20 protein-coding genes are annotated in these 21,090 nt (G+C 69.4%); 12 read left to right on the top strand and 8 right to left on the bottom strand.

Going from position 1 to position 21,090, the window contains the following annotated elements; all coding sequences use genetic code 11:
• Window positions 1-148: 148 nt before the first annotated feature.
• Window positions 149-766: an MFS transporter gene (locus AB0B90_RS20810; protein WP_362924125.1), complete on the bottom strand. Its 618-nt coding sequence runs from the start codon at window positions 764-766 to the stop codon at window positions 149-151.
• A gap of 178 nt (window positions 767-944) precedes the next feature.
• Here AB0B90_RS20810 and AB0B90_RS20805 point away from each other — a divergent pair, with 178 nt between their 5' ends.
• From AB0B90_RS20805 to AB0B90_RS20795, 3 genes are all read left to right on the top strand, one after another.
• A complete protein-coding gene (locus AB0B90_RS20805; RefSeq protein WP_350942916.1) occupies window positions 945-1,319 on the top strand; it encodes a YciI family protein in 375 nt (124 codons plus the stop codon).
• A gap of 83 nt (window positions 1,320-1,402) precedes the next feature.
• Window positions 1,403-2,659, top strand: a complete 1,257-nt coding sequence (locus AB0B90_RS20800; RefSeq protein ID WP_350942914.1) for an RNA polymerase sigma factor — start codon at window positions 1,403-1,405, stop codon at window positions 2,657-2,659.
• A gap of 213 nt (window positions 2,660-2,872) precedes the next feature.
• Window positions 2,873-3,157, top strand: a complete 285-nt coding sequence (locus AB0B90_RS20795) for a YiaA/YiaB family inner membrane protein (RefSeq protein ID WP_350942913.1) — start codon at window positions 2,873-2,875, stop codon at window positions 3,155-3,157.
• Between the two features lie 32 nt (window positions 3,158-3,189).
• On the opposite strand, the gene AB0B90_RS20790 is transcribed toward AB0B90_RS20795, so the two are convergent.
• The gene (locus AB0B90_RS20790; protein ID WP_350942911.1) at window positions 3,190-3,690 is read right to left on the bottom strand and encodes a helix-turn-helix domain-containing protein; all 501 of its coding nucleotides are present in this window, start codon (window positions 3,688-3,690) and stop codon (window positions 3,190-3,192) included.
• Window positions 3,691-3,786: 96 nt separating this feature from the next.
• Between AB0B90_RS20790 and AB0B90_RS20785 the strand changes: the two genes are divergently transcribed.
• Both AB0B90_RS20785 and AB0B90_RS20780 read left to right on the top strand, forming a co-directional pair.
• Entirely contained in the window at window positions 3,787-4,452 is a 666-nt protein-coding gene (locus AB0B90_RS20785; protein WP_362924122.1) for a DUF899 domain-containing protein, read from the top strand.
• Window positions 4,453-4,673: 221 nt separating this feature from the next.
• Complete coding sequence (locus AB0B90_RS20780) at window positions 4,674-5,225, top strand: TetR/AcrR family transcriptional regulator (RefSeq protein WP_350942908.1); 552 nt, start codon at window positions 4,674-4,676, stop codon at window positions 5,223-5,225.
• A 12-nt stretch (window positions 5,226-5,237) separates the two neighbouring features.
• On the opposite strand, the gene AB0B90_RS20775 is transcribed toward AB0B90_RS20780, so the two are convergent.
• Window positions 5,238-5,720, bottom strand: a complete 483-nt coding sequence (locus tag AB0B90_RS20775; protein WP_362924120.1) for a MarR family transcriptional regulator — start codon at window positions 5,718-5,720, stop codon at window positions 5,238-5,240.
• 130 nt (window positions 5,721-5,850) lie between these two features.
• Between AB0B90_RS20775 and AB0B90_RS20770 the strand changes: the two genes are divergently transcribed.
• From AB0B90_RS20770 to AB0B90_RS20755, 4 genes are all read left to right on the top strand, one after another.
• A complete protein-coding gene (locus AB0B90_RS20770; protein ID WP_350942905.1) occupies window positions 5,851-6,258 on the top strand; it encodes an HGxxPAAW family protein in 408 nt (135 codons plus the stop codon).
• A gap of 1,116 nt (window positions 6,259-7,374) precedes the next feature.
• Window positions 7,375-7,674: an STAS domain-containing protein gene (locus AB0B90_RS20765; RefSeq protein ID WP_350942904.1), complete on the top strand. Its 300-nt coding sequence runs from the start codon at window positions 7,375-7,377 to the stop codon at window positions 7,672-7,674.
• Between the two features lie 199 nt (window positions 7,675-7,873).
• A complete protein-coding gene (locus AB0B90_RS20760; protein ID WP_350942902.1) occupies window positions 7,874-8,557 on the top strand; it encodes a hypothetical protein in 684 nt (227 codons plus the stop codon).
• Between the two features lie 51 nt (window positions 8,558-8,608).
• Window positions 8,609-9,235 (top strand): hypothetical protein, encoded by a 627-nt coding sequence (locus AB0B90_RS20755; protein WP_350942901.1) that lies wholly within the window; start codon window positions 8,609-8,611, stop codon window positions 9,233-9,235.
• A gap of 57 nt (window positions 9,236-9,292) precedes the next feature.
• Here AB0B90_RS20755 and AB0B90_RS20750 read toward each other — a convergent pair whose 3' ends face one another.
• From AB0B90_RS20750 to AB0B90_RS20740, 3 genes are all read right to left on the bottom strand, one after another.
• Window positions 9,293-11,533: a heavy metal translocating P-type ATPase gene (locus AB0B90_RS20750; protein WP_350943560.1), complete on the bottom strand. Its 2,241-nt coding sequence runs from the start codon at window positions 11,531-11,533 to the stop codon at window positions 9,293-9,295.
• A gap of 196 nt (window positions 11,534-11,729) precedes the next feature.
• Entirely contained in the window at window positions 11,730-12,701 is a 972-nt protein-coding gene (locus tag AB0B90_RS20745; protein ID WP_362924205.1) for a hypothetical protein, read from the bottom strand.
• A 149-nt stretch (window positions 12,702-12,850) separates the two neighbouring features.
• On the bottom strand, window positions 12,851-15,613 hold the full coding sequence (locus AB0B90_RS20740) for an FAD-dependent oxidoreductase (RefSeq protein WP_362924203.1): 2,763 nt from the start codon (window positions 15,611-15,613) through the stop codon (window positions 12,851-12,853).
• A gap of 105 nt (window positions 15,614-15,718) precedes the next feature.
• Here AB0B90_RS20740 and AB0B90_RS20735 point away from each other — a divergent pair, with 105 nt between their 5' ends.
• Both AB0B90_RS20735 and AB0B90_RS20730 read left to right on the top strand, forming a co-directional pair.
• Complete coding sequence (locus AB0B90_RS20735; RefSeq protein ID WP_362896572.1) at window positions 15,719-16,648, top strand: phosphotransferase; 930 nt, start codon at window positions 15,719-15,721, stop codon at window positions 16,646-16,648.
• Window positions 16,649-16,667: 19 nt separating this feature from the next.
• Complete coding sequence (locus tag AB0B90_RS20730) at window positions 16,668-18,227, top strand: amino acid permease (RefSeq protein ID WP_362924117.1); 1,560 nt, start codon at window positions 16,668-16,670, stop codon at window positions 18,225-18,227.
• Between the two features lie 143 nt (window positions 18,228-18,370).
• Here AB0B90_RS20730 and lipB read toward each other — a convergent pair whose 3' ends face one another.
• Window positions 18,371-19,051, bottom strand: a complete 681-nt coding sequence (gene lipB, locus AB0B90_RS20725) for a lipoyl(octanoyl) transferase LipB (RefSeq protein WP_350942897.1) — start codon at window positions 19,049-19,051, stop codon at window positions 18,371-18,373.
• A gap of 62 nt (window positions 19,052-19,113) precedes the next feature.
• Entirely contained in the window at window positions 19,114-19,299 is a 186-nt protein-coding gene (locus AB0B90_RS20720) for a PspC domain-containing protein (protein ID WP_350942895.1), read from the bottom strand.
• A 214-nt stretch (window positions 19,300-19,513) separates the two neighbouring features.
• Between AB0B90_RS20720 and AB0B90_RS20715 the strand changes: the two genes are divergently transcribed.
• Complete coding sequence (locus AB0B90_RS20715; protein ID WP_350942894.1) at window positions 19,514-21,079, top strand: M28 family metallopeptidase; 1,566 nt, start codon at window positions 19,514-19,516, stop codon at window positions 21,077-21,079.
• Window positions 21,080-21,090 lie beyond the last annotated feature (11 nt).

Below are 21,090 nucleotides of genomic sequence, written 5' to 3'. Positions count from 1 at the left end.
GCCATGCCGGACACGCGGCCGGGATTGTCACGCTGGTACAGGTCCGCCGAGCAGCCGGGAAGGCCGCGTCGGCGCAGGACCGCGCGTACGGTGCGTACGGCGGTTGGGAACGGGTCAGGTGCCCGGATGACCCAGAGCGGTCAGCCGGTCAGCCGAAGGTGGCGGTGACGATCCGGGGTGGGCCGCGCCGGCTGACGACGTGGCGCAGCACGGCGGAGCGCAGGGCTCCCGGCTCGATCGCGCCCGCGGTGAGGAAGGACGTGTACGCCGGGGTCACGACCGCGACGAGCACCCGGCACAGCCGGACACCGAGCCGTCGCAGCAACTCCCAGAGCACCGCCTCGCCGCGCGCCAGCCACAGAGCGGTGAGCCCGACGGCCCAGCCGTGCGCCACCAGCATGCCCAGGCCGGGCAGCAGCCCCGAGTGGACGTGCCCGATCATCTGGGCCATCTCGGCGGGGGACGCGGCGTGCGCGAGGGAGAACATCACGTGCACCCCCGCCTGCACGCCCGCCAGCAGCGGCAGGATCACCGCGAGCGTCCGTTCGCGCCCTGAGACCGCGAAGGCCGAGAGGAAGGCGAGAGCCAGCGCGGCGGCCGCGCTCGGCACGGAGACCGAGCCTCCCGCCAGGACGTGCGCCAGCACGCTCAGCCCCAGGCAGACCGCGGCGAAGGCGGCCGCGCGGGCGAGGCGGAAGGGCAACGTCGCGGGCATGATGGGGAAATCATCCCACGCCACCCCGGCGGTGCGAAGTTCGAGACCCACCGGGTGATCCCCCCTCGCCACGTCCGAGATCCACAGGCGGCCCGGGGTCAGAAAAAATCTTGAAAGAAAATCCGGCCGCCGTGTCGAATCGGTCCGTGCTCGTTCGAAGCGTGGTCAAAGGCCGGAGGAACACGAGAACCGGCCGTCCCGTTCGAAAACAAGATCAAGGAGAGACACGATGCGATACATGATCACCCTCAAGGTCACCCACCGGCCCGACACCCCGCCGCCCGCCGAGCTGATGGAGGCGATCATGAAGCTCGGCGAGGAGGGCACCGGAGCGGGCGTGTTGCTCGACAACGGCGGGCTGGCTCCGAGCGTCGAGGGGGCGCGGGTCGAGCTCACCGAAGGCAGGATAAGCGTCACGGACGGTCCGTTCGCCGAGGCGAAGGAACTGATCAGTTACGCCCTCTACCAGGTCCGGTCCAAGGAGGAGGCCGTCGAGTGGGCCTCCCGCTTCATGAAGCTCCACCGCGACCACTGGGAGGGCTGGGAGGGCGAGGCCGACATCCACCGCGTCTTCGGCCCCGAGGACTTCGCCGCCCCCGCGTGAGACCGTCCTCGACGACGCCCCGGTGAGAGTTTCCACGAGAGGACTCTCACCGGGGCGTCGGACGAGGTGGTTGGATCGGGGGCATGACGGTTGGAGATCCCCACCGGGTCATCGAGGCGGTCTGGCGGATCGAATCCGCGAGGGTGATCGCGGGACTCGCCCGGATGGTGCACGATGTCGGCCTGGCGGAGGAGCTCGCACAGGACGCCCTGGTCATCGCGCTGGAGCAGTGGCCCACGGCCGGTGTGCCCGACAATCCCGGCGCCTGGCTCATGCTCACCGCCAAGCACCGGGCGATCGACCTGCTGCGCCGCAGGAACCGGTACGAGCGCAAGCTCGAAGAGGTCGGCCGGGACATGGAGATCCGCCAGGAGTCGGCGGAGGCCGAGCTGGACGACGCCCTCGACGACCACATCGGCGACGACGTGCTGCGTCTCCTCTTCACGGCCTGCCATCCCGTACTGTCCACGGAAGGGCGAGTGGCGCTCACCCTCCGCCTGCTCGGCGGCCTGACGACGGAGGAGATCGCCCGCGCCTTCCTGGTGCCCGAGCCGACCGTCGGGCAGAGGATCTTCCGGGCCAAGCGCGTCCTCGCCGACAGGCGGGTACGGATCGAGATGCCCACCCCGGCCGAGCTGGGCGACCGGCTCTCGTCGGTCCTGGAGGTCGTCTACCTCGTCTTCAACGAGGGATACTCGGCGACCGCCGGTGACGACTGGATGCGCCCCTCGCTCTGCGAGGAGGCGCTGCGCCTGGGCCGGATCCTGGCGGGTCTCATGCCCGAGGAGTCCGAGGTGCACGGCCTCGTCGCCCTGATGGAGATCCAGGCGTCCCGCACGCGCGCCAGGACGGGCCCCGGCGGCGAGCCGGTCCTCCTCCTCGACCAGGACCGGGGCCGGTGGGACCGGCTGCTCATCCGCCGCGGGCTGGACTCGCTCGCCCGAGCCGAGGCGCTCGGCACACTCGGCCCGTACGGTCTGCAGGCCGCGATCGCCGCCTGCCACGCCCGCGCGCTGTCCCCCGGCGACACGGACTGGGAGCGGATGGCCGCCCTCTACCGGGTGCTCGCCCACGTCGCCCCCTCGCCCGTGGTGGAGCTGAACCGCGCCGTCGCGGTGGACATGGCGTACGGCCCCGAACGCGGTCTGGAGATCGTGGACGGGCTGGTGGCGGAGCGCGCGCTCAGGAACTATCCGCTGCTGGCGGCGGTACGGGGTGATCTGCTCGCGAAGCTGGGCCGCCTCGACGAGGCGCGCGCGGAGTTCGAGCGGGCCGCCGCGCTCACCGGAAACGAGCGCGAACGGACCCTCTTCCTCGCCCGCGCGACCGCCGAGCACTGACCGCGGATTCCGCACCCCACGCGATGTGACGAGCGCCGGCCACCGATTCCGCGCCCGCTCGGCCTCGCGGGCGGCTGAGGGCGCGGGCCGCGGGGGATGCCCGACACCGTGAACCGGAGCCCCCCCCTGTCGAGAGTTCCAGCTGTCGTACTCACCAGTAACTAAGTAGCGGCGCTCACGACCCGGGAACCGATCGTCCCGAAGATGATGTGCATGACACGACCGGTGAAAAACACGACGACGTCCGCTTTCTACGCGCAGGCCGTCATCTCCTTCGGACTGTCGGTGGCGGCCCTGGGGATCGGCATCGCCTACCTGCCGGTGAACACCTGGGTCCGGTCCTTCATGGGACTCGGGCTGCTCTATGTGGTGACCTCGACCTTCACGCTCGCCAAGTGCGTCCGGGACCGGAACGAGGAGGCCGCCGTGGTCAGCCGCGTCGACCAGGCCAGGCTGGACAAGCTGCTGGCCGAGCACGACCCCTTCAAGAACGACTGACGGCGACGCCGTTCGCGGTGCCCTCGCACGTTTCAGTGCCCGTACCGTTCCGCGCGCACCCGGTCGGGCGAGGTGGCCGGAGGCTCCGCCCCCGGACCGGGGAGCACGTCGACATCCGCGGCGTTCATCGGCCGGTCGCACACCGCGCAGCGCAGTTCGACGTGGCCGATCTCGCCGCAGGCGTGGTGGCGGTAGAGAACCGGCGGGCCGGCCTCGCCCGCCGTCCACCGGTCGCCCCAGCGCACCATCACCAGGAGCAGGTCGCACAGCTCCAGGCCCTTGGTCGTGAGCGCGTACTCGTGGCGAGGCGGTCGGCTCGAATACTCGCGCCGCTCCAGCACACCGTTCTCGACCAGCCACCTGAGCCGCTCGGCGAGCACCTTGCGGGAGATGTCCAGGCTCTGCTGGATCTGGTCGAAGCGGTTGATGCCCACGTAGACGTTCCGCAGGATCAGCGGTGACCACGGCTCACCGATGACGTCCAGCGTGCGGGCGATCGAGCAGGCCATATCACCGAATCGGGTTCGCTGCATGGGGGCAGTCTAGGCGAGAGGGTTCCCTGAGGAAACGGTCTCCTGCTACCGTTCCCCTGTTAGTTCCTTGAGGGAACCCAATGGAGGGGGAGCATCATGGACCGTCCTCAGGTCGTCTCGGCCCAGGATTGGCAGGCCGCGCGGGAAGCGCTGCTGGCGAGGGAGAAGGAGCTCACCCGCGCGCAGGACGCGCTCGCCGCCGAAAGACGCAGGATGCCGATGGTCCGGATCGGGGGCGAGAACGGCGGGGGGTACGTGTTCGAGGGTCCGGACGGGCAGGCGAGCCTGCTCGACCTGTTCGAGGGACGGCGCCAGCTCATCGTCTACAGCTTCATGTGGCTGGGGGCCGACACCTTCTGTTCGGGGTGTTCGATGTTCACCGACAACATCGGGCACCTGAGCCATCTCCACGCCCGCGACACCACGGTGGCGCTGGTCTCCCGTGGCCCGATGGCCGAGATCACACCGTTCAAGGAGCGCATGGGCTGGACGATCCCATGGTTCTCCTCGCTGGGCAACGACTTCAACGACGACATGGGAGCCGGTGACGGGTTCGCGCTGAACGTCTTCCTGCGCGACGGCGACACCGTCTACCGCACCTACCTCACCACGGGGCGGGGAGTCGAGCGGCTCGGCAGCGGCTGGACCTTCCTCGACCTGACACCGTTCGGCCGACAGGAGACCTGGGAGGACTCCCCGGAAGGCCGGCCGCAGACCTCGCCCTACATGTGGTGGCGCCTGCACGACGAGTACGAGGTCTGAGCATCATCCGGTCGACGCACCCGCTCGTGCCCTGCCCGTCGCCCGCGCGAGTAGTTCTTGATCGCCCGGAGCCGGCCCGGCGGAGGCGACTCGTCGGAGGCCCGCACAAGTCTCCACCTGTCGTCGAACCGGTCGCTCTCCCCGTGCCGATACCCTTGGCCCGAGCCCAAGGACGCCCGCGCGTACGGGAGACCCGGCGCCAGGACAGGAGAGAACAACAGGTGGCGAGGCCGTCCGACACCAAGGCGCGCATCCAGGCGGTCGCACGAGAACTGTTCGCCGAGAAGGGCGTGCAACAGACGAGCCTGCGGGACATCGCCCACCGGCTCGGGATCACCAAACCCGCGCTCTACTACCACTTCACCTCGCGGGAGGACCTGCTCCGCAGCATCGTCCAGCCGCTGATCGACGATGTGGACGACTTCCTGGCCGACATCGAGGCGAACGCCCCGCAGAGCCCTCGCGACCTTCTCCAGGGCTACTTCGACATCACCTTCAGACACCGGGAGGTGACCGTGATGGTGGTACGCGATCTGTCCACCCTGGCCCACCTCGATCTGGGGTCTCGCATGGGCCACTGGCGTCGGCGGCTCATCGCCCTGCTGCTCGGCCCGGACCCCGACCTGGCCGCTCGCGCCCGCGCGGTCGTGGCCATCGGCGGACTCTCGGACTGCACCGTGGAGTTCGCCGACGTGCCGGCCGCGACACTCGGCCCTCCGGCGGTGGCTGCCGCGCTGGCGGCACTCGGGGCCGCCCCGTCGGCAGCCGGATGAGACCCGCTCCCCTCAGGACGCCAGGGATCCGCGAATCTCGGCCAGAGAGATCCTCATGGCGTCGGCGGCACGCGTGAACCAGTCGGAGATGGCGGCCAGTTCGTCCGGGCCATAGCTCTCGAAAAGCTCGGTGAGCCGCCGATAGGTGGGCTCGTACGCCGTCGCGACACGGGCGGCCGAGCTCTCTTCCGGGACGATCCGGACGCGGCGGCGGTCACGGGGGTCGGCGACGCGCCGGGCGTAGCCCGCGCTCTCCAGGCGGTTGACCACCCCGGTGACGGCCCCGGTGGTGAGACCGGCCAGCTCGGCGAGGCGTCCCGCGGTGAGCGCCTCCTCTCCCGCACCGAGGATGAAGCCGAGACACGTCAGATCCGTGACGTTGACCCCGAGGCGCTCGGCGATCGTGTGCTGCCCCACGAGGCTCAACGCGATCAATTGGTCCATCCGGGCGAGGACCTCCGGCGGCGAGACGACGGCTTCGGATTTGCCTTCCACCACAAAACCCCCTTACTATCTAAGAAGCTTAGCTCGTGAGATAAATTGTACGGGCCGACCCAACCTAGCGCCCGCCGTCCCCGCGATCCGCCGCGACCCCCCGGGGACGGTGCTTTTCGATGGAGGAGACGTGGGGATCAGGAAAGACCTCGCGGAATTGGCCGCGATCCACGAAGAGCACGACATGGGACACACCGTGGCGGGCTGGACCGGCTCGATCGTCTGCATCATCGGATTCGCGATCTCCGGGGTGGCGATGACGGCCGCCGGCGTCCTCTTCTTCTGGATCGGCGCGGGGGTTGTGATCCTGGGCGGTGCGCTGGGATGGCTCCTCCACCAGCTGGGCTTCGGCAAGGAGATCGGGCCGCGACCGATGTCGGAGCGCGGCATGCGCCGCCGCCCGGCACCGAGGACACCCGAGGTGGAGGAGGTTCCCGGAGAAGCGGCACGATCCCGTACGGAACCTCACACCTCCGCCCGCCCGGCTCAGCCCGCGACGACGGCCCAGACCGCATCGGGCACGCCCCTCGGCCTCTGATCGGGCCGTCCCCCTATCCGAGCCGGCAGGCCGGTCCCTCGAACGAGGGACCGGCCTGCCGGTTTTTCAAACCTCTTCAGGGCCTCTTCCATCCTGCCCCGGTCCGCTCACCCGGTTTCCGGCCTCCCCGGCTCACCCGCATCCGGGCCGGTCAAGTTCGCGAGGAAAGGCGCCCGTCCGAGCGAGGGACCGACCGGCCAGGGCGTCGGGCACTCATCCCACATCCGCCAGATGGGACGAAAGCGTGCAACTATAGTGTAATTCTCCTACCGGGGCCGCCCAGGCCACATACCTGGTAAGACGGAGGGAACGCCCGCCCTGTGAACTGCGGGTCTAAGGAGTCTTTCCATGTCACCCGAAGGTGTGAACACGCTCTCGATCTTGGCCGACGTACGCGGAAACGCCATCGTGGTCCGTCTGATCGGCGAGCTTGACTATGACTACGCGCCGATCTTGCGGAGGGAACTCACCCAGGCCTGGAGCCTGGGAACCGGCAACCTGTCATCCAGGCTTACACCGCCCGCGGCACCCGGCACACTATCGGAGCTTCCAGCGTCCCAGACCCCCGACGCGTCGTCCGACCTCGCGGCCCCCTCGTTACTCGACACACCACCGGGGTTGCCGGCACCCTCGGCACCCGGCACGCCCTCCGAACTCGCGGCGCCCCCGTCACTCGACGCACCGTCCGGGTTGCCGGCACCCTCGGCACCGATGGACGCGCCCTCCGAACTTCCAGCGCCTCCGGCACCGCTTCTCCCCGAGACACCGCTTTCCCCCGAGGCGTCACTCCTCTCGGGATCGCCCTTCCTCCCCGAGACACCACTCCTCCCGGAAACCCCCTTCTTCCCGGAGAAACCACTCTTTTCGGAGTCCCCTCTCCTCCCGGAGACACCACTGCTCGCGGAGACGTCACTCCTCTCGGAAGGCCCGCTCACCCCGAAAGATCCGCACCCCTCGGGCCCGCCTCCACCGCTGTCGCCCGAACCTCCCTCACCGTTCTTCCCCGGGAGCCCGCCTCCCCCCGCCCCGGGAAGCCCGCCACCGATCTTCCCCGAGGAGCCCTCTCCCCTCCCCCCGGACACGCCACCGGCGGACGGGCCGTCATCGGCCCCCACGATGACCTCGCCTTTCTCCCCGCCACCGGCCTTCCCCGCCCCGGCGGCGGGAGCCGAGGGCGCGCCCTGGCTCATCCTCGATCTGGAAGGGCTCACCTTCTGTGACTCCACCGGGCTCGCGGAGCTGCTGTGGGTCATGCGCAAGAGCCAGGAGACGCGGACCCGCCTGGTGCTGGCCGGAGCGAGCCGGACACTGCGTCACATGATGGCCGTCACCGGGCTCCTCGCTCACTTCACGCTGGCCACCTCCGTGGAGACGGCCCTCGCGGGAGAGGAACTCGGGGCGGCGGAAGAATCCTGACATCGGGGGTGGCTCCGGGGCACCCCGCAGCCACGCCCGCAAAAGGCACGCCCCGGGAGGGGCCTCCACGGACATCAGAAGTCTGAGACGTATATCGTTAAAAAGCGCTCATTCGCCTGACAAATAAGTCAACATCTTCATACGGGAAAATCCACTATCCCTCGAAAGTGGGGTCCCGATGCGGAGGATGTCACCGCGGATGACCGCGGAAGCACTACCCGAGACCATGGACGGGCTCCCCGTCAAACCCGGGGAATTCCTCGCCCTCGTGTCCGTGGACTTCACCGGGACCTACCAGGTCTACCTGGCGGCCAAGGACGAGCGGATCAAGATGACCCGGCTGTCCATGAGCCTGCTCGCCGCCCCGTTCGCCGCCGCGGTCGCCCTGGCCGGCGCGAAGGTGGTCAGCCCGGCGATGCTCACCACCTGGCACAGCGTGCCCTGGTATCTGTTCGCGATGACCGCCGCGTTCGGGCTGCTCAGCGTGCTGCCCTTCCTCCGGCTGATCGAGGCGGTCAACGCGCACATGAGGACCGCGCGGGCGCTCAACAACTTCCGTCTGCTCTACACGGTCCACCTCAAGGACCAGTTCGCCGCCCTCGGCTGGACTCCCAACCTGCCGGTGGATCCCCGCTACCCGGAGACGTACGCGCCGCTCGCCTGGCCGGGGATCAACGTGATGATGCTCGCCCTGGTCAACAGTTCCTACATCGCGGTCGGCGTGCTCGGGATGATCGGGGCCGCGCCGGCCGTCGCCCTGCTCCTGGTGGTCATCGGACTGCTCGCGCTGGTCCACTATTTCGTCTACTACGTCCGCGCCAATGTTTCCCGGCAACGCCGGCTCCCACACAATCCCTTCCATTTCCCCAACGTGGAGACCTGAATGCCCGACCTCCTCAGATTCGCGTCTTGTGGGGAGACGTGGATCTGGCTGATGCGACACGTGACACACAACGGCGGGCCCGCCCTGGACGACCGCGGCCCGATCATCGAGGCTCCGGCGGTGCTCTTCGAGGTCACCAGCCTGGCCTGGGACGATCCCGTCCTGAAAAGCTACGGCGAGGCCGGAAAGATCCCGCTGTACTCCAGCAAGTTCAGCGAACGCTCGATCGTCCCGCCGTTCAAATACAGTTACGGAGGGCGACTCCGCCAGTTTCTCGGCGTCGACCAGCTCGGCTGGATCACCGACGTGCTGCGCGCCAAGCCGTACACCAAGAGCGGCTGGATCTCGCTCACCGCCCCCGGCGAGTCTCCCGACGCGGTGCCCTGCCTGACCAGCCTCGCCTTCAGGCTCCGTGCCGGGCGGCTGGTCATGACCGCCGCCTTCCGGTCGCAGAACGTCTACACGTCCTATCTGAACTACGTACCGCTGCGCGGCATCCAGCACGAGGTCGCGGACGGCCTCACCGTGGGCTGCGGATCGATGCGGGTCTTCGTCGACGTGCCGCACATCTACGCCGCGGACGAGGCGACGGTCGGGGAGATCCTCCGGCTCTCGGAGGGTGACGGGCCCGGCGAGAGAGCACCGGGCCCCGATCATCGGATCTGCCCCGTTCCCTGATCGCCCCACGAGCGTGTCCCGGCAGGCTGCCGGGACACGCTCGTGATTCCCTTCATCTCACCTGAAGCGGCGCAGTCGCAGGCTGTTGCTCACCACGAACACCGAGGAGAGCGCCATCGCACCCCCGGCGATCATCGGGGTGAGCAGACCGAACGCGGCCAGCGGGATGGCGGCGACGTTGTAGGCGAAGGCCCAGAACAGGTTGCCCCTGATCGTGCGCAGCGTGCGGCGGGACAGTCTGATCGCGTCGGCGGCCACCCGCAGGTCGCCCCTGACCAGGGTGAGGTCGGATGCCTCGATCGCGACGTCGGTGCCGGTGCCCATCGCCATGCCGAGATCGGCCTGGGCGAGCGCGGCGGCGTCGTTCACCCCGTCGCCGATCATGGCCACGGTGCGGCCCTCGGACTGAAGCCGCTTGACGACCTCCACCTTGTCGGCGGGCAGCACGTCGGCGATCACGTCCTCGACGCCGACGGCCTCGGCGACCGTACGGGCCACCGTCTCGTTGTCGCCGGTGAGCAGGATCGGACGCAGGCCGAGCGCGCGCAACGCGGCGACCGCCTCGGCCGAGCTGGGCTTGATCGCGTCGGCGACGGTGAGCACCGCGCGGGCCTTCCCGTCCCAGCCGACCGCGACGGCCGTCTCCCCGCGCGCCCGTGCCCCCTCCAGTTTCTCCTCCAGCTCCGGCGGCAGGTGCTGCGACCAGTCGGCGAGCAGCTGGGGACGCCCGACGAGGACGGCGTGCCCGTCGACGACGCCCTGGACGCCGAGGCCCTCGATGTTCGCGAAGTCCTCGACCTTGGCGGTGGAGTCCGCCGCGCGGGCGACGGCGCGGGCCACGGGGTGCTCGGAGGCGCCCTCCAGGGCTCCGGCCAGCCTGAGCACCTCCTCGCGCTCCTCACCGGCGGCGGGGAAGACGTCCTTGAGGGTCATCGTGCCCGACGTCACGGTGCCGGTCTTGTCCAGGACCACGGTGTCGATGCCGTGGGTCGACTCCAGCGCCTCCGGACCCTTGATCAGGATTCCCAGCTGGGCGCCCCGGCCGGTGCCGACCATCAGCGCGGTCGGTGTGGCGAGGCCCAGAGCGCAGGGGCAGGCGATGATCAGTACCGCCACGGCGGCGGTGAAGGCCGCGGCGGCGCCTGAACCGGTCCCGAGCCAGAAGCCCAGGGTGGCCACGGACAGCGCGATCACGATCGGCACGAACACCGCGGAGATCCGGTCGGCCAGCCGCTGCACGGCGGCCTTGCCGTTCTGCGCGTCCTCCACCAGCCTGGCCATCTGGGCGAGCTGGGTGTCCGAGCCGACCCTGGTGGCCCTGACCACGAGCCGCCCTCCGGCGTTCACGGTGGCGCCGACCACCGCGTCACCCGGCCGTACCTCGACGGGGACCGACTCGCCGGTCAGCATGGACGTGTCCACGGCCGAGGAGCCCTCCTCGACCACGCCGTCCGTCGCGACCTTCTCCCCCGGCCGTACGACGAAGAGGTCGCCCGCCTTGAGCGCACCGACGGGGACGAGTTCCCCCGAGGCGAGCGTGACCTCCTTGGCGCCCATCGACATCAGCGCGCGAAGCGCGGCACCGGCTCGGCGCTTGGAACGCGCCTCGAAGTAGCGGCCCGCGAGGATGAAGGTGGTCACCCCGGCCGCGGCCTCGAAGTAGATGTTTCCCGAGCCGTCGCCCCTGGACAGGGTGAACTCGAAGCCGTGTCGCATGCCCGGCATGCCCGCCGTGCCGAAGAACAGGGCCCAGAGGGACCAGGAGAAGGCGGCGATCGTCCCCATCGAGACCAGCGTGTCCATGGTCGCGGCGCCGTGCCGCAGGTTGGTCCAGGCCGCCCGGTGGAAGGGCCACCCTCCGTAGACCACGACGGGACCGGCCAGGGCGAGGGAGAGCCACTGCCAGTTGTCGAACTGAAGCACCGGGATCATCGCCATCGCGATGACCGGCACCGAGAGCACGACGGAGGTGATCAGGCGCTGCCTGAGCGGGGTGAGCACGTCACGCTCCCCCTCCTCCTCACCGTCCGCCCCTTCCGTCTCCCCGGACTCCCCCGACGCCGGCGGCGCGGGCGGCTCGGCGGTGTATCCGGCCTTCTCCACCTCCGCGACGAGGTCGTCGGGGGTGATGGCCGCGGGGTAGGTGACCTTCGCCTTCTCGGTGGCGTAGTTGACGGTCGCGGTCACGCCGTCCAGCTTGTTGAGCTTGCGCTCGATGCGGGCCGCGCAGGAGGCGCAGGTCATACCGCCGATGGCGAGCTCGATCTCGCCGCGGGCGGATGCTTCGCCGGTGGTCATGGACATCACGACCTCTCCTCGTCCCTTGCCTCGTGTCCCGGTCGTCGTGCGTGGTCCGGGGTCGTCACCGGACGGCCCGCCGGGGCGAAAACCTCACCGTCCGGGAGCGGGCCCGTCCACCGTCCCGGCACGTGATGGGTGTGCCCAGACATATGTCTCTCCTCGTTATGAGAACACGTAACCCCTATGGGGTATTTCACGGTTGGTGGCTGTGCCCGTGGCCGTCACCCGAGGAGGCTCCGCCACCCTCGGGGTCCGGGCTGGTGGCGGCGGTGAACGCGGCGGTGCGCACGGTCCCGCCGTGCTTGAAGTCCAGGTAGAGGCCGTAGGTCCCCGCGCTCGGCACCTCGGCGTAGAAGGTGATGTTCGGGCCGGGCGTGGTGCGCCCGTCACCGGGCTCGCCGTCGGGGTGCACGTGCAGATAGGCCAGGTCGCCGTCACGCAGCGCGACCAGGTGCCCGTACGCGGCCAGATAGGGCTCCAGGTCGGTGACCGGCTCGCCGTCCTTGGCGACCGAGAGCGTGAGCATGCTCGTCCGGCCGGGGATGAGATCGCCCTTCAGGGTGACGGTGTAGTCGCCCACGGTGGCGGTCTCGGCCGGGACCGCGAGCGGCTCGGGCCGGTAGTCGCCCGCCACCGACAGGTCCATGCCGAGCGTCAGCGGCGCCGCCCCCTCGGGGGCGAAGTCGGCGAACGCGCGGTACTCCCCCGCGGCGGGAAGCTTGAGCGGGACCGACCACACCCCGCCTCCCAGCAGGGTGGGATGCAGGTGCTGGAAGCCCGTCAGGTCGCGGCGCACCACGATGAGGTGCAGCTTCTTGTCGTGCTGCGTGGTGAACCCGGTGACGGGAGCGCCGTCGGGGCCGATCACCGTGAAGCGGAAGTCGGTCCGCTCGCCCACCTTGACCTCGTCGGTCTCCGGCATGAGCATGTATCCGCCCTGGGAGACCTGGAGTCCTGCCGGAACGGCCGGCGCCTTCGCGGCCGTCGCGTGCTGATGCGCTCCACCCTCCGCGCCCCCGCCCTCGCCGTGCTCCGCGCCGGCGCCCTGAGCGCTCTGGGCCTCCGCGTCTCCGATCGGACCGGCCATCCGGCCCGCCCCCAGGGCGCCACCGAACACCACGGCCAGCACCAGCGCGTACGCACCCACCTTGAGCGCGCCGTTCATCGCGATCACCCCTCTCGGATACCCATAGGGGGTATCCTTTCGCTCGCCTACAGTGCCACACCACCACCCTTTTCAGCAACCCCTGGGGGGTATATCTGACGCCGGTCTCCAGGTCACAGGATGACCGATGCGCAGGAGGATGAAGGGACTTACCGGAATTCTGAGAACGGCAGACGCCGGACACGCTCCGAGGACGGGTCGTAGAGAGGTTCAGCGGTGACGGCGGCGCCCACCCAGGTCCCGGTGACGCCGACCTCGACCCGGTCGCCGGGGGCGGTGCCCTCGGGCAGGTAGGCATAGGCGATCGAGCGGTCGACGCGGTGGCCGTACCCGCCACTCGTCACCCGCGAGGCGGGCAGCCCACCGACGCGGACCGGTTCCCCGCCGAGGCAGACCTGGCGGGGGTCGTCGAGGACCAGGCAGAACAGACGTCGCGCGGTACGAGCGCCGGCCGCTCGGTCGACGGTCGAATGGTCGACCGTCGAGTGGTCGTCGGCGGGACGGGCATCGGCCGGGCTGTCCGCAGCGAGACGATCGCCGGACGAGCGGTCGTCTACTGGGCGATCGCCGGACGAGCGGTCGTCTGCTCGACGGTCGCCGGTGAGACGGCGGGCGGATTCCAGGGCCGCGCGGCCGACGAAGTCCTTGTCGCGGGCGACCGCGAACCCCAGACCGGCCTCGTAGGGGGTGGTCTCCGGGGTGATGTCCATGCCCCAGACGCGGTAGCCCTTCTCCAGGCGCATCGAGTCGATCGCGCGGTACCCGGCAGGCCGCATACCGTACGGCGCTCCGGCCTCCATGAGCGTGTCCCACAGCGTCAGCCCGTACTCCGACGGGCAGTACAGCTCCCAGCCGAACTCGCCCACGAACGTCACCCGCTGGGCCAGCACCGGGACGTTCCCCACGCTGATCTCCCTCGCCTTCATGTAGCCGAAGGTGAGGTCGTCGCCGGACACGGAACCGAGGATGTCGAGCGCCCGCGGCCCCCACAGGCAGTAGCAGGCGTGGGCCGAGGTGACGTCTCGGACGTCGAGACCCCGGCCCCGGAGCCAGGCGGCGTCGTGAACGCCGAAGGCGGTGCCGGTGACCAGACGGAAACGGTCGTCCGCCAGGCGGGTGACGGTCAGGTCGGCCTCGATGCCGCCGCGCCCGTTGAGGAGCTGGGTGTAGACGATCGAGCCCACGGGCCTGTCGAGCTGCCCGGCGCAGGCCCGCTGCAACCCCTCCAGAGCTCCGGGCCCCGAGACCTCCAGCTTGGAGAACGAGGTCTGGTCGAACAGGCCCGCGGCGTCGCGGGTGGCCAGGCACTCCTCGCGTACGGCGGGCGACCAGATCCGGCCCGCCCAGCCGTGCGGGCGAGGGCTGCGGCCGTCCGGGGGGACGTCACCGTCCGGGGGGACGTCACGGACGTCCGGGGACACCTCGCGAACGTCCGGGGAGACACCGTGGCCGGCCGGAGCGACCTCGTGGGCCTCGCGGACGTCCGGGGAGACCTCGCGGACGCCCGGTTCCGGATCCCGGGTGACCGGGGCGTCCACGGGAGGAGTCTCACCCGCCCCGACCGGGCGCCCGCCGGGTTCGTACCAGTTGACCCGTTCCCAGCCGGACTTCTCGCCGAACGCCGCCCCCAGCTCCACATGCCGCACCCAGGCGGGAGAGCGGCGGAGCGGGCGGGCGGCGGTACGCTCCTCGCCGGGGTAGACGATGTCGTAGTACTTCGAGTACGAGTCCAGGGCCTTGGCGCGGGTCCACGATGCGGAACGGGCATGGGATCCGAAACGCCTCAGATCCATACCAAACATGTCGTACTCCGGCGAACCATCCACGATCCATTCGGCCATCACCTTGCCCACGCCGCCGGCGGCCGCCAGGCCGTGCACACAGAATCCGGCCGCCGCCCACAGCCCGCGGACCGGGGTCTCACCGAGCAGGAACTCCCCGTCGGGGGTGAACGCCTCGGGGCCGTGGACGACCTTTGTGATCTCGGCATTGGCCAGGTCGGGAACCCTCCGCACCGCCGATTCCCACGATTCTTGAAATTTCGGCATATCAGGGGGAAAGAGAGTCCGAGGCTCCTCCAGTGGAGCAGCCGTGTCCCATATCTCGGGGTTCCTGATATATCCGCCTACCAAAATGCCGGCATTCTCCTCCCGGAAATAGACAATGTTGTCCGGATCCCGCACCGTAGGCATGGACGAAGGAACCCCGAATGGTTCGGTGACTACATATTGATGTTTTATCGGCACAACCGGAATGTCCACCCCGGCCATCCGCCCGACCCGCCCGCTCGCCGCGCCCGCCGCGACGACCACGGTCTCCGCCTGGACCGACCACTCCTCGGCGTCGCCGGAGCCCTCGGCCCCCGACGCGAGCCGCACCCCGGCGACCGTGCCGTTCTTCACGTCGATTCCCGTCACCCGGGTGCCGGTGTATATCCGCACGCCCAGCTTCCGCGCCCCCGCCGCCAGTGCCCTGGCCAGCAGCGCCGGGTCCAGCCAGCCGTCCCCCGGCAGCCAGAGCGCGGCCCGCACGTCGTCGGCGCGCAGCAGCGGGAGCATCTCCTTCGCCTCGGCACCGGAGATCGTCTCCAGGCCGAGCCCGTAGGTCTCCCCGGCCCCGGCGAGCCGCAGCGACTCCTCCACCCGCTCGGGCGTGGTCGCCAGGCGGAGGCCGCCGACCCCGCGCCATCCCGGGTCCAGCCCGGTGAGCTCGGCCAGTTCGGGGTAGAGACCGGCCGAGTACATGATCATCTTGGTCTGCGTGACGGTCGAGCGGAGCTGGCCCACGAAACCGGCCGAGTGCCAGGTGGTGCCCTCGGTGAGCTCGTGCCGCTCGACGAGGATCACCTCGCTCCAGCCGAGCCTCGCGAGATGGTAGGCCACGCTGCAACCGGCCACTCCACCGCCGATCACGACGGCTCGCGCGGATCCGGGAAGTTTCACGGCAGGGAACCCCTCTGTAACAACTAGTCCACAGAATCGGATCAATGGTATGAAGGTAGGCCAAAGGAGGGCGGCATGCCAGATCCTCGAGCGGACGTCCGAAAATGGGCTGGTCAGCCCATAACCGAGACCCCGATCAAGGGTGGCCTCAGCCACCGGATCTCGCGGCTCACCACGGCCGACGGGCAGCGCTGGTTGCTGCGCGTGCTGGATCCCCGGGTGTCGGAGGCCGGCCTGGGCATACCTCTCGACCAGGAGATCGCCAACACGGTCCACGCGGCGGACGCCGGGGTCGGCCCCAGGGTGCTGCACCGGCTGCCGGACGCGCTGGTGCTGGAGTATCTCGACGGTGTCACCCTGGACGCCCACGCCGTACGGACGATTCCCGGCCCCATCGCCGCGGCCTGTCGCCGGCTGCACGCCGGACCTCGGTTCGTCAACGACTTCTCCATCTTCCGCAAGCTCGACGAGTTTCTCGCCCTCTGCCGTACCCACGAACTGAGCACACCCGACGGCTACCGGGACCGCCTTCCCGCGGCGGCGGAGATCGAAAGGGCGCTCGCCGCCGATCCGCTGCCCACGGTGCCGTGTCACAACGACCTGCTGCCGGAGAACTTCATCCGCTGCGGCGGTGAGGTGCGGATCGTCGACTACCAGCTCTCGGGGAACAACGACCCGGCCTTCGAACTGGGCGACATCGCCGCCGAGGCGGACTACGACCCGGACCTGACCGCCCGGCTCGCCCGCGCCTACTTCGGCACCGACGACCGGCGGCTCACCTCCAGGGTCCGGCTCAACCTGATCATGTCCAACCTGACCTGGACGCTCTGGTTCTCCGTACACCACGGGCTGCTCAAGGAGCAGGCCGCCGACGCCGACTTCGACTACGAGGCCGAGGCCGCCGACAAGTTCTCGCAAGCCGTGCGGGACCTGGACGACCCGGGGTTCGGACGGCTCGTCGACGACGTCCGGGGCGCGAGCTCCGGATTTCCACCCCCCGCATAACCCCCCCAAGGAGGCTTGAGTGACCAAGCCAACGTCGGTCGACGAGGACGCGAAGCGTCTCGCCGAACTCGGTTACAAGCAGGAGCTCTCCAGGACCTGGAGCGGCTTCTCCAACTTCGCCATCTCCTTCTCGATCATCTCCATCCTGGCCGGCTGCTTCACCACGTTCGGTCAGGCGTGGAACAACGGTGGACCCATCGCCATCTCGTGGGGGTGGCCGCTGATCTCGATCTTCATCCTGATCATCGGGCTGTGCATGTCGGAACTGGTCTCGGCCTATCCGACCGCCGGTGGCATCTACTGGTGGGCCGCCAAGATGGGCAGGCCGATCCACGGCTGGTTCACCGGGTGGTTCAACCTCGTCGGCCTGATCGCCGTGACGGCCTCGGTCGACTACGGCTGCGCGACCTTCCTGAACATCACCCTCAACCGGTTCTTCCCCGCCTGGGACCCCAGCCTGACCAACGCGTTCATCCTGTTCGCGGTCATCCTCACCCTGCACGGCCTGATCAACATCTTCAGTCACCGGCTGATCTCGACGCTGCAGAACGTCTCGGTGTGGTGGCACGTCTTCGGCGCGGCGGTCGTCGTACTGATCCTGATCTTCGGCCCCGACTCGCACCAGTCGATGTCGTTCGTCTTCACCGAGACGATCAACAACTCCGGCTTCTCCGACTCGTCGTACTGGTTCTACGTGCTGCCGCTCGGCTTCCTGCTCACCCAGTACACGATCACCGGGTTCGACGCGTGCGCCCACGTGTCGGAGGAGACCCAGGGCGCCTCCACCGCCGCCGCCCGAGGGCTGTGGCAGTCGATCTTCTACTCGGCGATCGGCGGCTGGATCCTGCTGCTCGCCTTCCTGTTCGCCGCGACCGACGTGGACGCGGTGAACGAGGCGGGCGGCTTCGTCGGCGCCATCTTCGACAGCGCGCTCCCCGGCAACCTGGCCACCGCGATCTTCACGATCTCCACCATCGGCCAGTTCTTCTGCGGGATGAGCTGCGTGACCTCGATGTCCCGGATGACCTACGCCTTCTCCCGCGACGGCGCCATCCCCGGCTGGCGCCTGTGGTCGAAGGTGGACGCCAACCGGACCCCCGTCAACGCGATCGTCTTCGGCTGCGCGGCCGCGCTCGTCCTCACCCTGCCCGCGTTGTACGAGGCCCCCGGCGGTCTGCCGCTCGCCTTCTACGCGGTCGTGTCGGTGGCGGTCATCGGCCTCTACATCGCCTTCGCGATCCCGATCTGGCTGCGGCTGCGGATGGGTGACCGGTTCGAGCCCGGCCCCTGGACGCTGGGGTCGAAGTACAAGGTCATGTGCTGGATCGCGATCGTCGAGATCGTCGTCGTCTCGATCTACTTCATCATGCCGCTCGTCCCGGCCGCCGTGCCGTTCAGCGACGACTTCACCTGGACCGCGGTCAACTACGCGCCGATCGTGGTCGGCGTGATGGTGCTGGCCGTGGGCCTGTGGTGGGTGCTGTCGGCGAGGCACTGGTTCACCGGCCCGCGCCGCACGATCGACATGAACGAGGCGTTCGACCCGGCCGGCACGGCCGGCGGGGAACCGACCGGCTGACCGCCCCGCGGGACCTCCCCGCCGACCGTTCCCCGAAAAGACCGGGAAACGAGCCCCTGAGAAGACCGGCAAACGAGCCCCGCACCGCCTACCGTTCCCGGAGAGGGCCGGGAAACGAGCCGACCGGCCCTGGAGAGGGCCGGTCAGCTCGCCTCGAAGGCCTCCGCCACCGCCGCACGGACCCGATCCATCGCCGTGGCGGCGGGGGCTCCGCCGAACATCGTGAACGTCGTCCCCCCGGCGGCCGGGGCCTCCCGTCCCACGGACGTCATGTCCACATCCGGCATGCCGCAGGCCACGGCCCAGTTCCACGGGGTCAGGTCGCCGTCGACGTTGAGGGCGAACCCGTGACTGGTGACACCGCGGCTCTGCCGCATGCCGATCGAGACGATCTTGCGTCCCGTCTCGGCCGTCCACACGCCGGTGAGCAGTTCCGAGCCCGGCGGGGTGTCGCGGCGCTCGGCCGGGACACCCAGCGCGCCGAGCGCGCCGACGAGCCTCAGCTCGACCTCGCGGACGTAGTCGACGATCCCCTCGCCCTCGCCGAGCTTGACGATCAGGTATCCGACCAGCTGGCCGGGGCCGTGGTAGGTGAGCTGCCCGCCACGACCCGTGCTCACGACCGGGATGCCGTGAGCGGGGTCGGGCAGGTGCTGCTCAGGGGTTCGCCTGCCCACGGTGTACACCTGCGGGTGGCTGAGCAACCAGAGCGTGTCGGAGCGCTCGTCGCGCTGCCGTTGACCGACCATGTCGGTCATCCGCTCCATCGCCTTCTCGTAGTCGACCAGGTCGTCCTGGACCAGGGACAGTGGGCGTCGCCTCATGCCCCCAGCTTAATTTCACCGGGACGCGTCGCGACCTGGGGGCCGGAACACCGGCCCTCGTCCTAGTAGCGGGCCGCGGGCGCCTTGGGGACGAAGATCCACATCAGCACGTAGGCGACCCACAGGGGCCCTGGAATGAGCGAGAGCAACAGCCAGAACACCCGGACAAGGGTGGGCGGCATGTTGAGACTGTCCGCGATCCCGCCGCAGACTCCGGCGATTATCTTGTGATTTCTCGAACGGTACACGTTGCCTCTCTCGAATCGATGTTCTTCGTCCTTTCAAACGAACGACCGGAACCCATCCGTTCCCGAGACACCCCTGAGAAAACCCTGTCAGGGTCGGCTTGATAACTTTTTTCGCACCCGAACGTCGGCACATCTAGGCGAAACCGGTTGATCACGGTACGTTCCGCCATGTACCTAATAGGGGATTCCCCTCCGTTCCACCCCGAGGAGCGCTATGCGCCTGAGGTTACGACGCAGCCTGGCCCAGACCGCCGCCCTGGTCACGGCCCTCGCCCTCCCTCTCGCCCTCACCGCACCGGCGAGCGCGACCACGTCCACGGACGTCACCGACGTCCTCGCGAACGTGTTCGCGACGCAGATCAAGGGCAGCAACGTCAAGAAGCACCTTGACAAGTTCCAGCAGATCGCGACCGCCAACGGCGGCAACCGCGCCGCCGGCTCTCCCGGTTACGACGCCTCCCTCGCCTACGTGCAGGACAAGCTGCGCAAGGCCGGATACAAGACCTCCACGACCGACGTCGAGTTCCCGCTGGACTGGGAGGAGGCGAGCCCCTCCGTCCTGCAGCAGACCGCTCCCGTGGCGAAGACCTACGCCAACCCCGCCGACTTCGTCACCGTCATCTCCTCCAGCCGAGGCGACGTCACCGCGCAGGTGCAGGTCGTCGACGCGGTCCTCCCGCCGCCCCCGGTCGCGAACACCTCGACCGCGGGTTGCGAGGCCTCGGACTTCGCCGGGTTCGTCCCCGGCCGGATCGCGCTGCTCCAGCGCGGCACCTGCCCGTTCATCGACAAGGCCACCAACGCCAAGGCGGCCGGCGCGGCCGGTGTGATCTTCTTCAACGAGGGCCAGCCCGGCAGGACCGACCCGCTCGTCTTCGACATCCGCGAGTGGCGCTTCGGCTTCCCCATCGTGATGACGAGCACGGCCGTCGGCCTTGAGCTGGCCGCCGCCCCGAACACCACCGTCCGTCTCAAGGTCGACGCCGAGACCGAGGTCGGCCGTACCAAGAACCTGATCGCCGACTCCCGCTGGGGCAAGTCCGGCGAGATCGTCGCGGTCGGCGCCCACCTCGACAGCGTGCCCGAGGGCGCGGGCATCAACGACAACGGCTCCGGCAGCGCCGCCATCCTGGAGACCGCGCTGAAGCTGGCCTACGTGCCGACCAAGTACAAGGTGCGCTTCGCCTGGTGGGGCGCGGAAGAGCTCGGCCTGCTCGGCTCTGACCAGTACGTCGCGGGCCTGTCCCAGGCGGAGAAGGACAAGATCAGGCTCTACCTGAACTTCGACATGATCGCCTCGCCCAACGACGTCACCTTCCTGTACGACGGTGACGACTCCGACGGCGAGGGCGCCCCGGCGGGTCCTGCCGGTTCCGCCCAGGTCGAGAAGCGCCTTGAGTCGTTCTACAACAAGCGCAAGCTGCCGTTCGAGGGCACCGACTTCGACGGCCGCTCCGACTACGGCGCGTTCATCGCCAACGGCATCCCGGCCGGCGGTATCTTCACCGGCGCCGAAGGCATCAAGACCCCCGAGCAGGCCGCCAGGTTCGGCGGAACCGCGGGCGTCGCCTACGACCCCTGCTACCACGCCGCCTGCGACGGCATCAACAACATCAGCGCCGCCGCGCTCGACCGCAACTCCAAGGCCGTCGGCTACGCCACCGCGTACTTCGCCTACGACCTGAAGGGCATTCCCGACCGCAACGCCGCGACCAAGGCACTCTCCAGGTCCGCGGCGCCGGCCGCGGCGGACCACCACCACGGTGAGGCCGCCCGCTAGGGATTCGCTCC

Source organism: Streptosporangium sp. NPDC049078, assembly GCF_040648855.1.
In the GTDB taxonomy this organism is placed as follows: domain Bacteria; phylum Actinomycetota; class Actinomycetes; order Streptosporangiales; family Streptosporangiaceae; genus Streptosporangium.
Note: the sequence above shows the minus strand (reverse complement) of the source record. Positions and strands in the feature narration are given on the sequence as shown.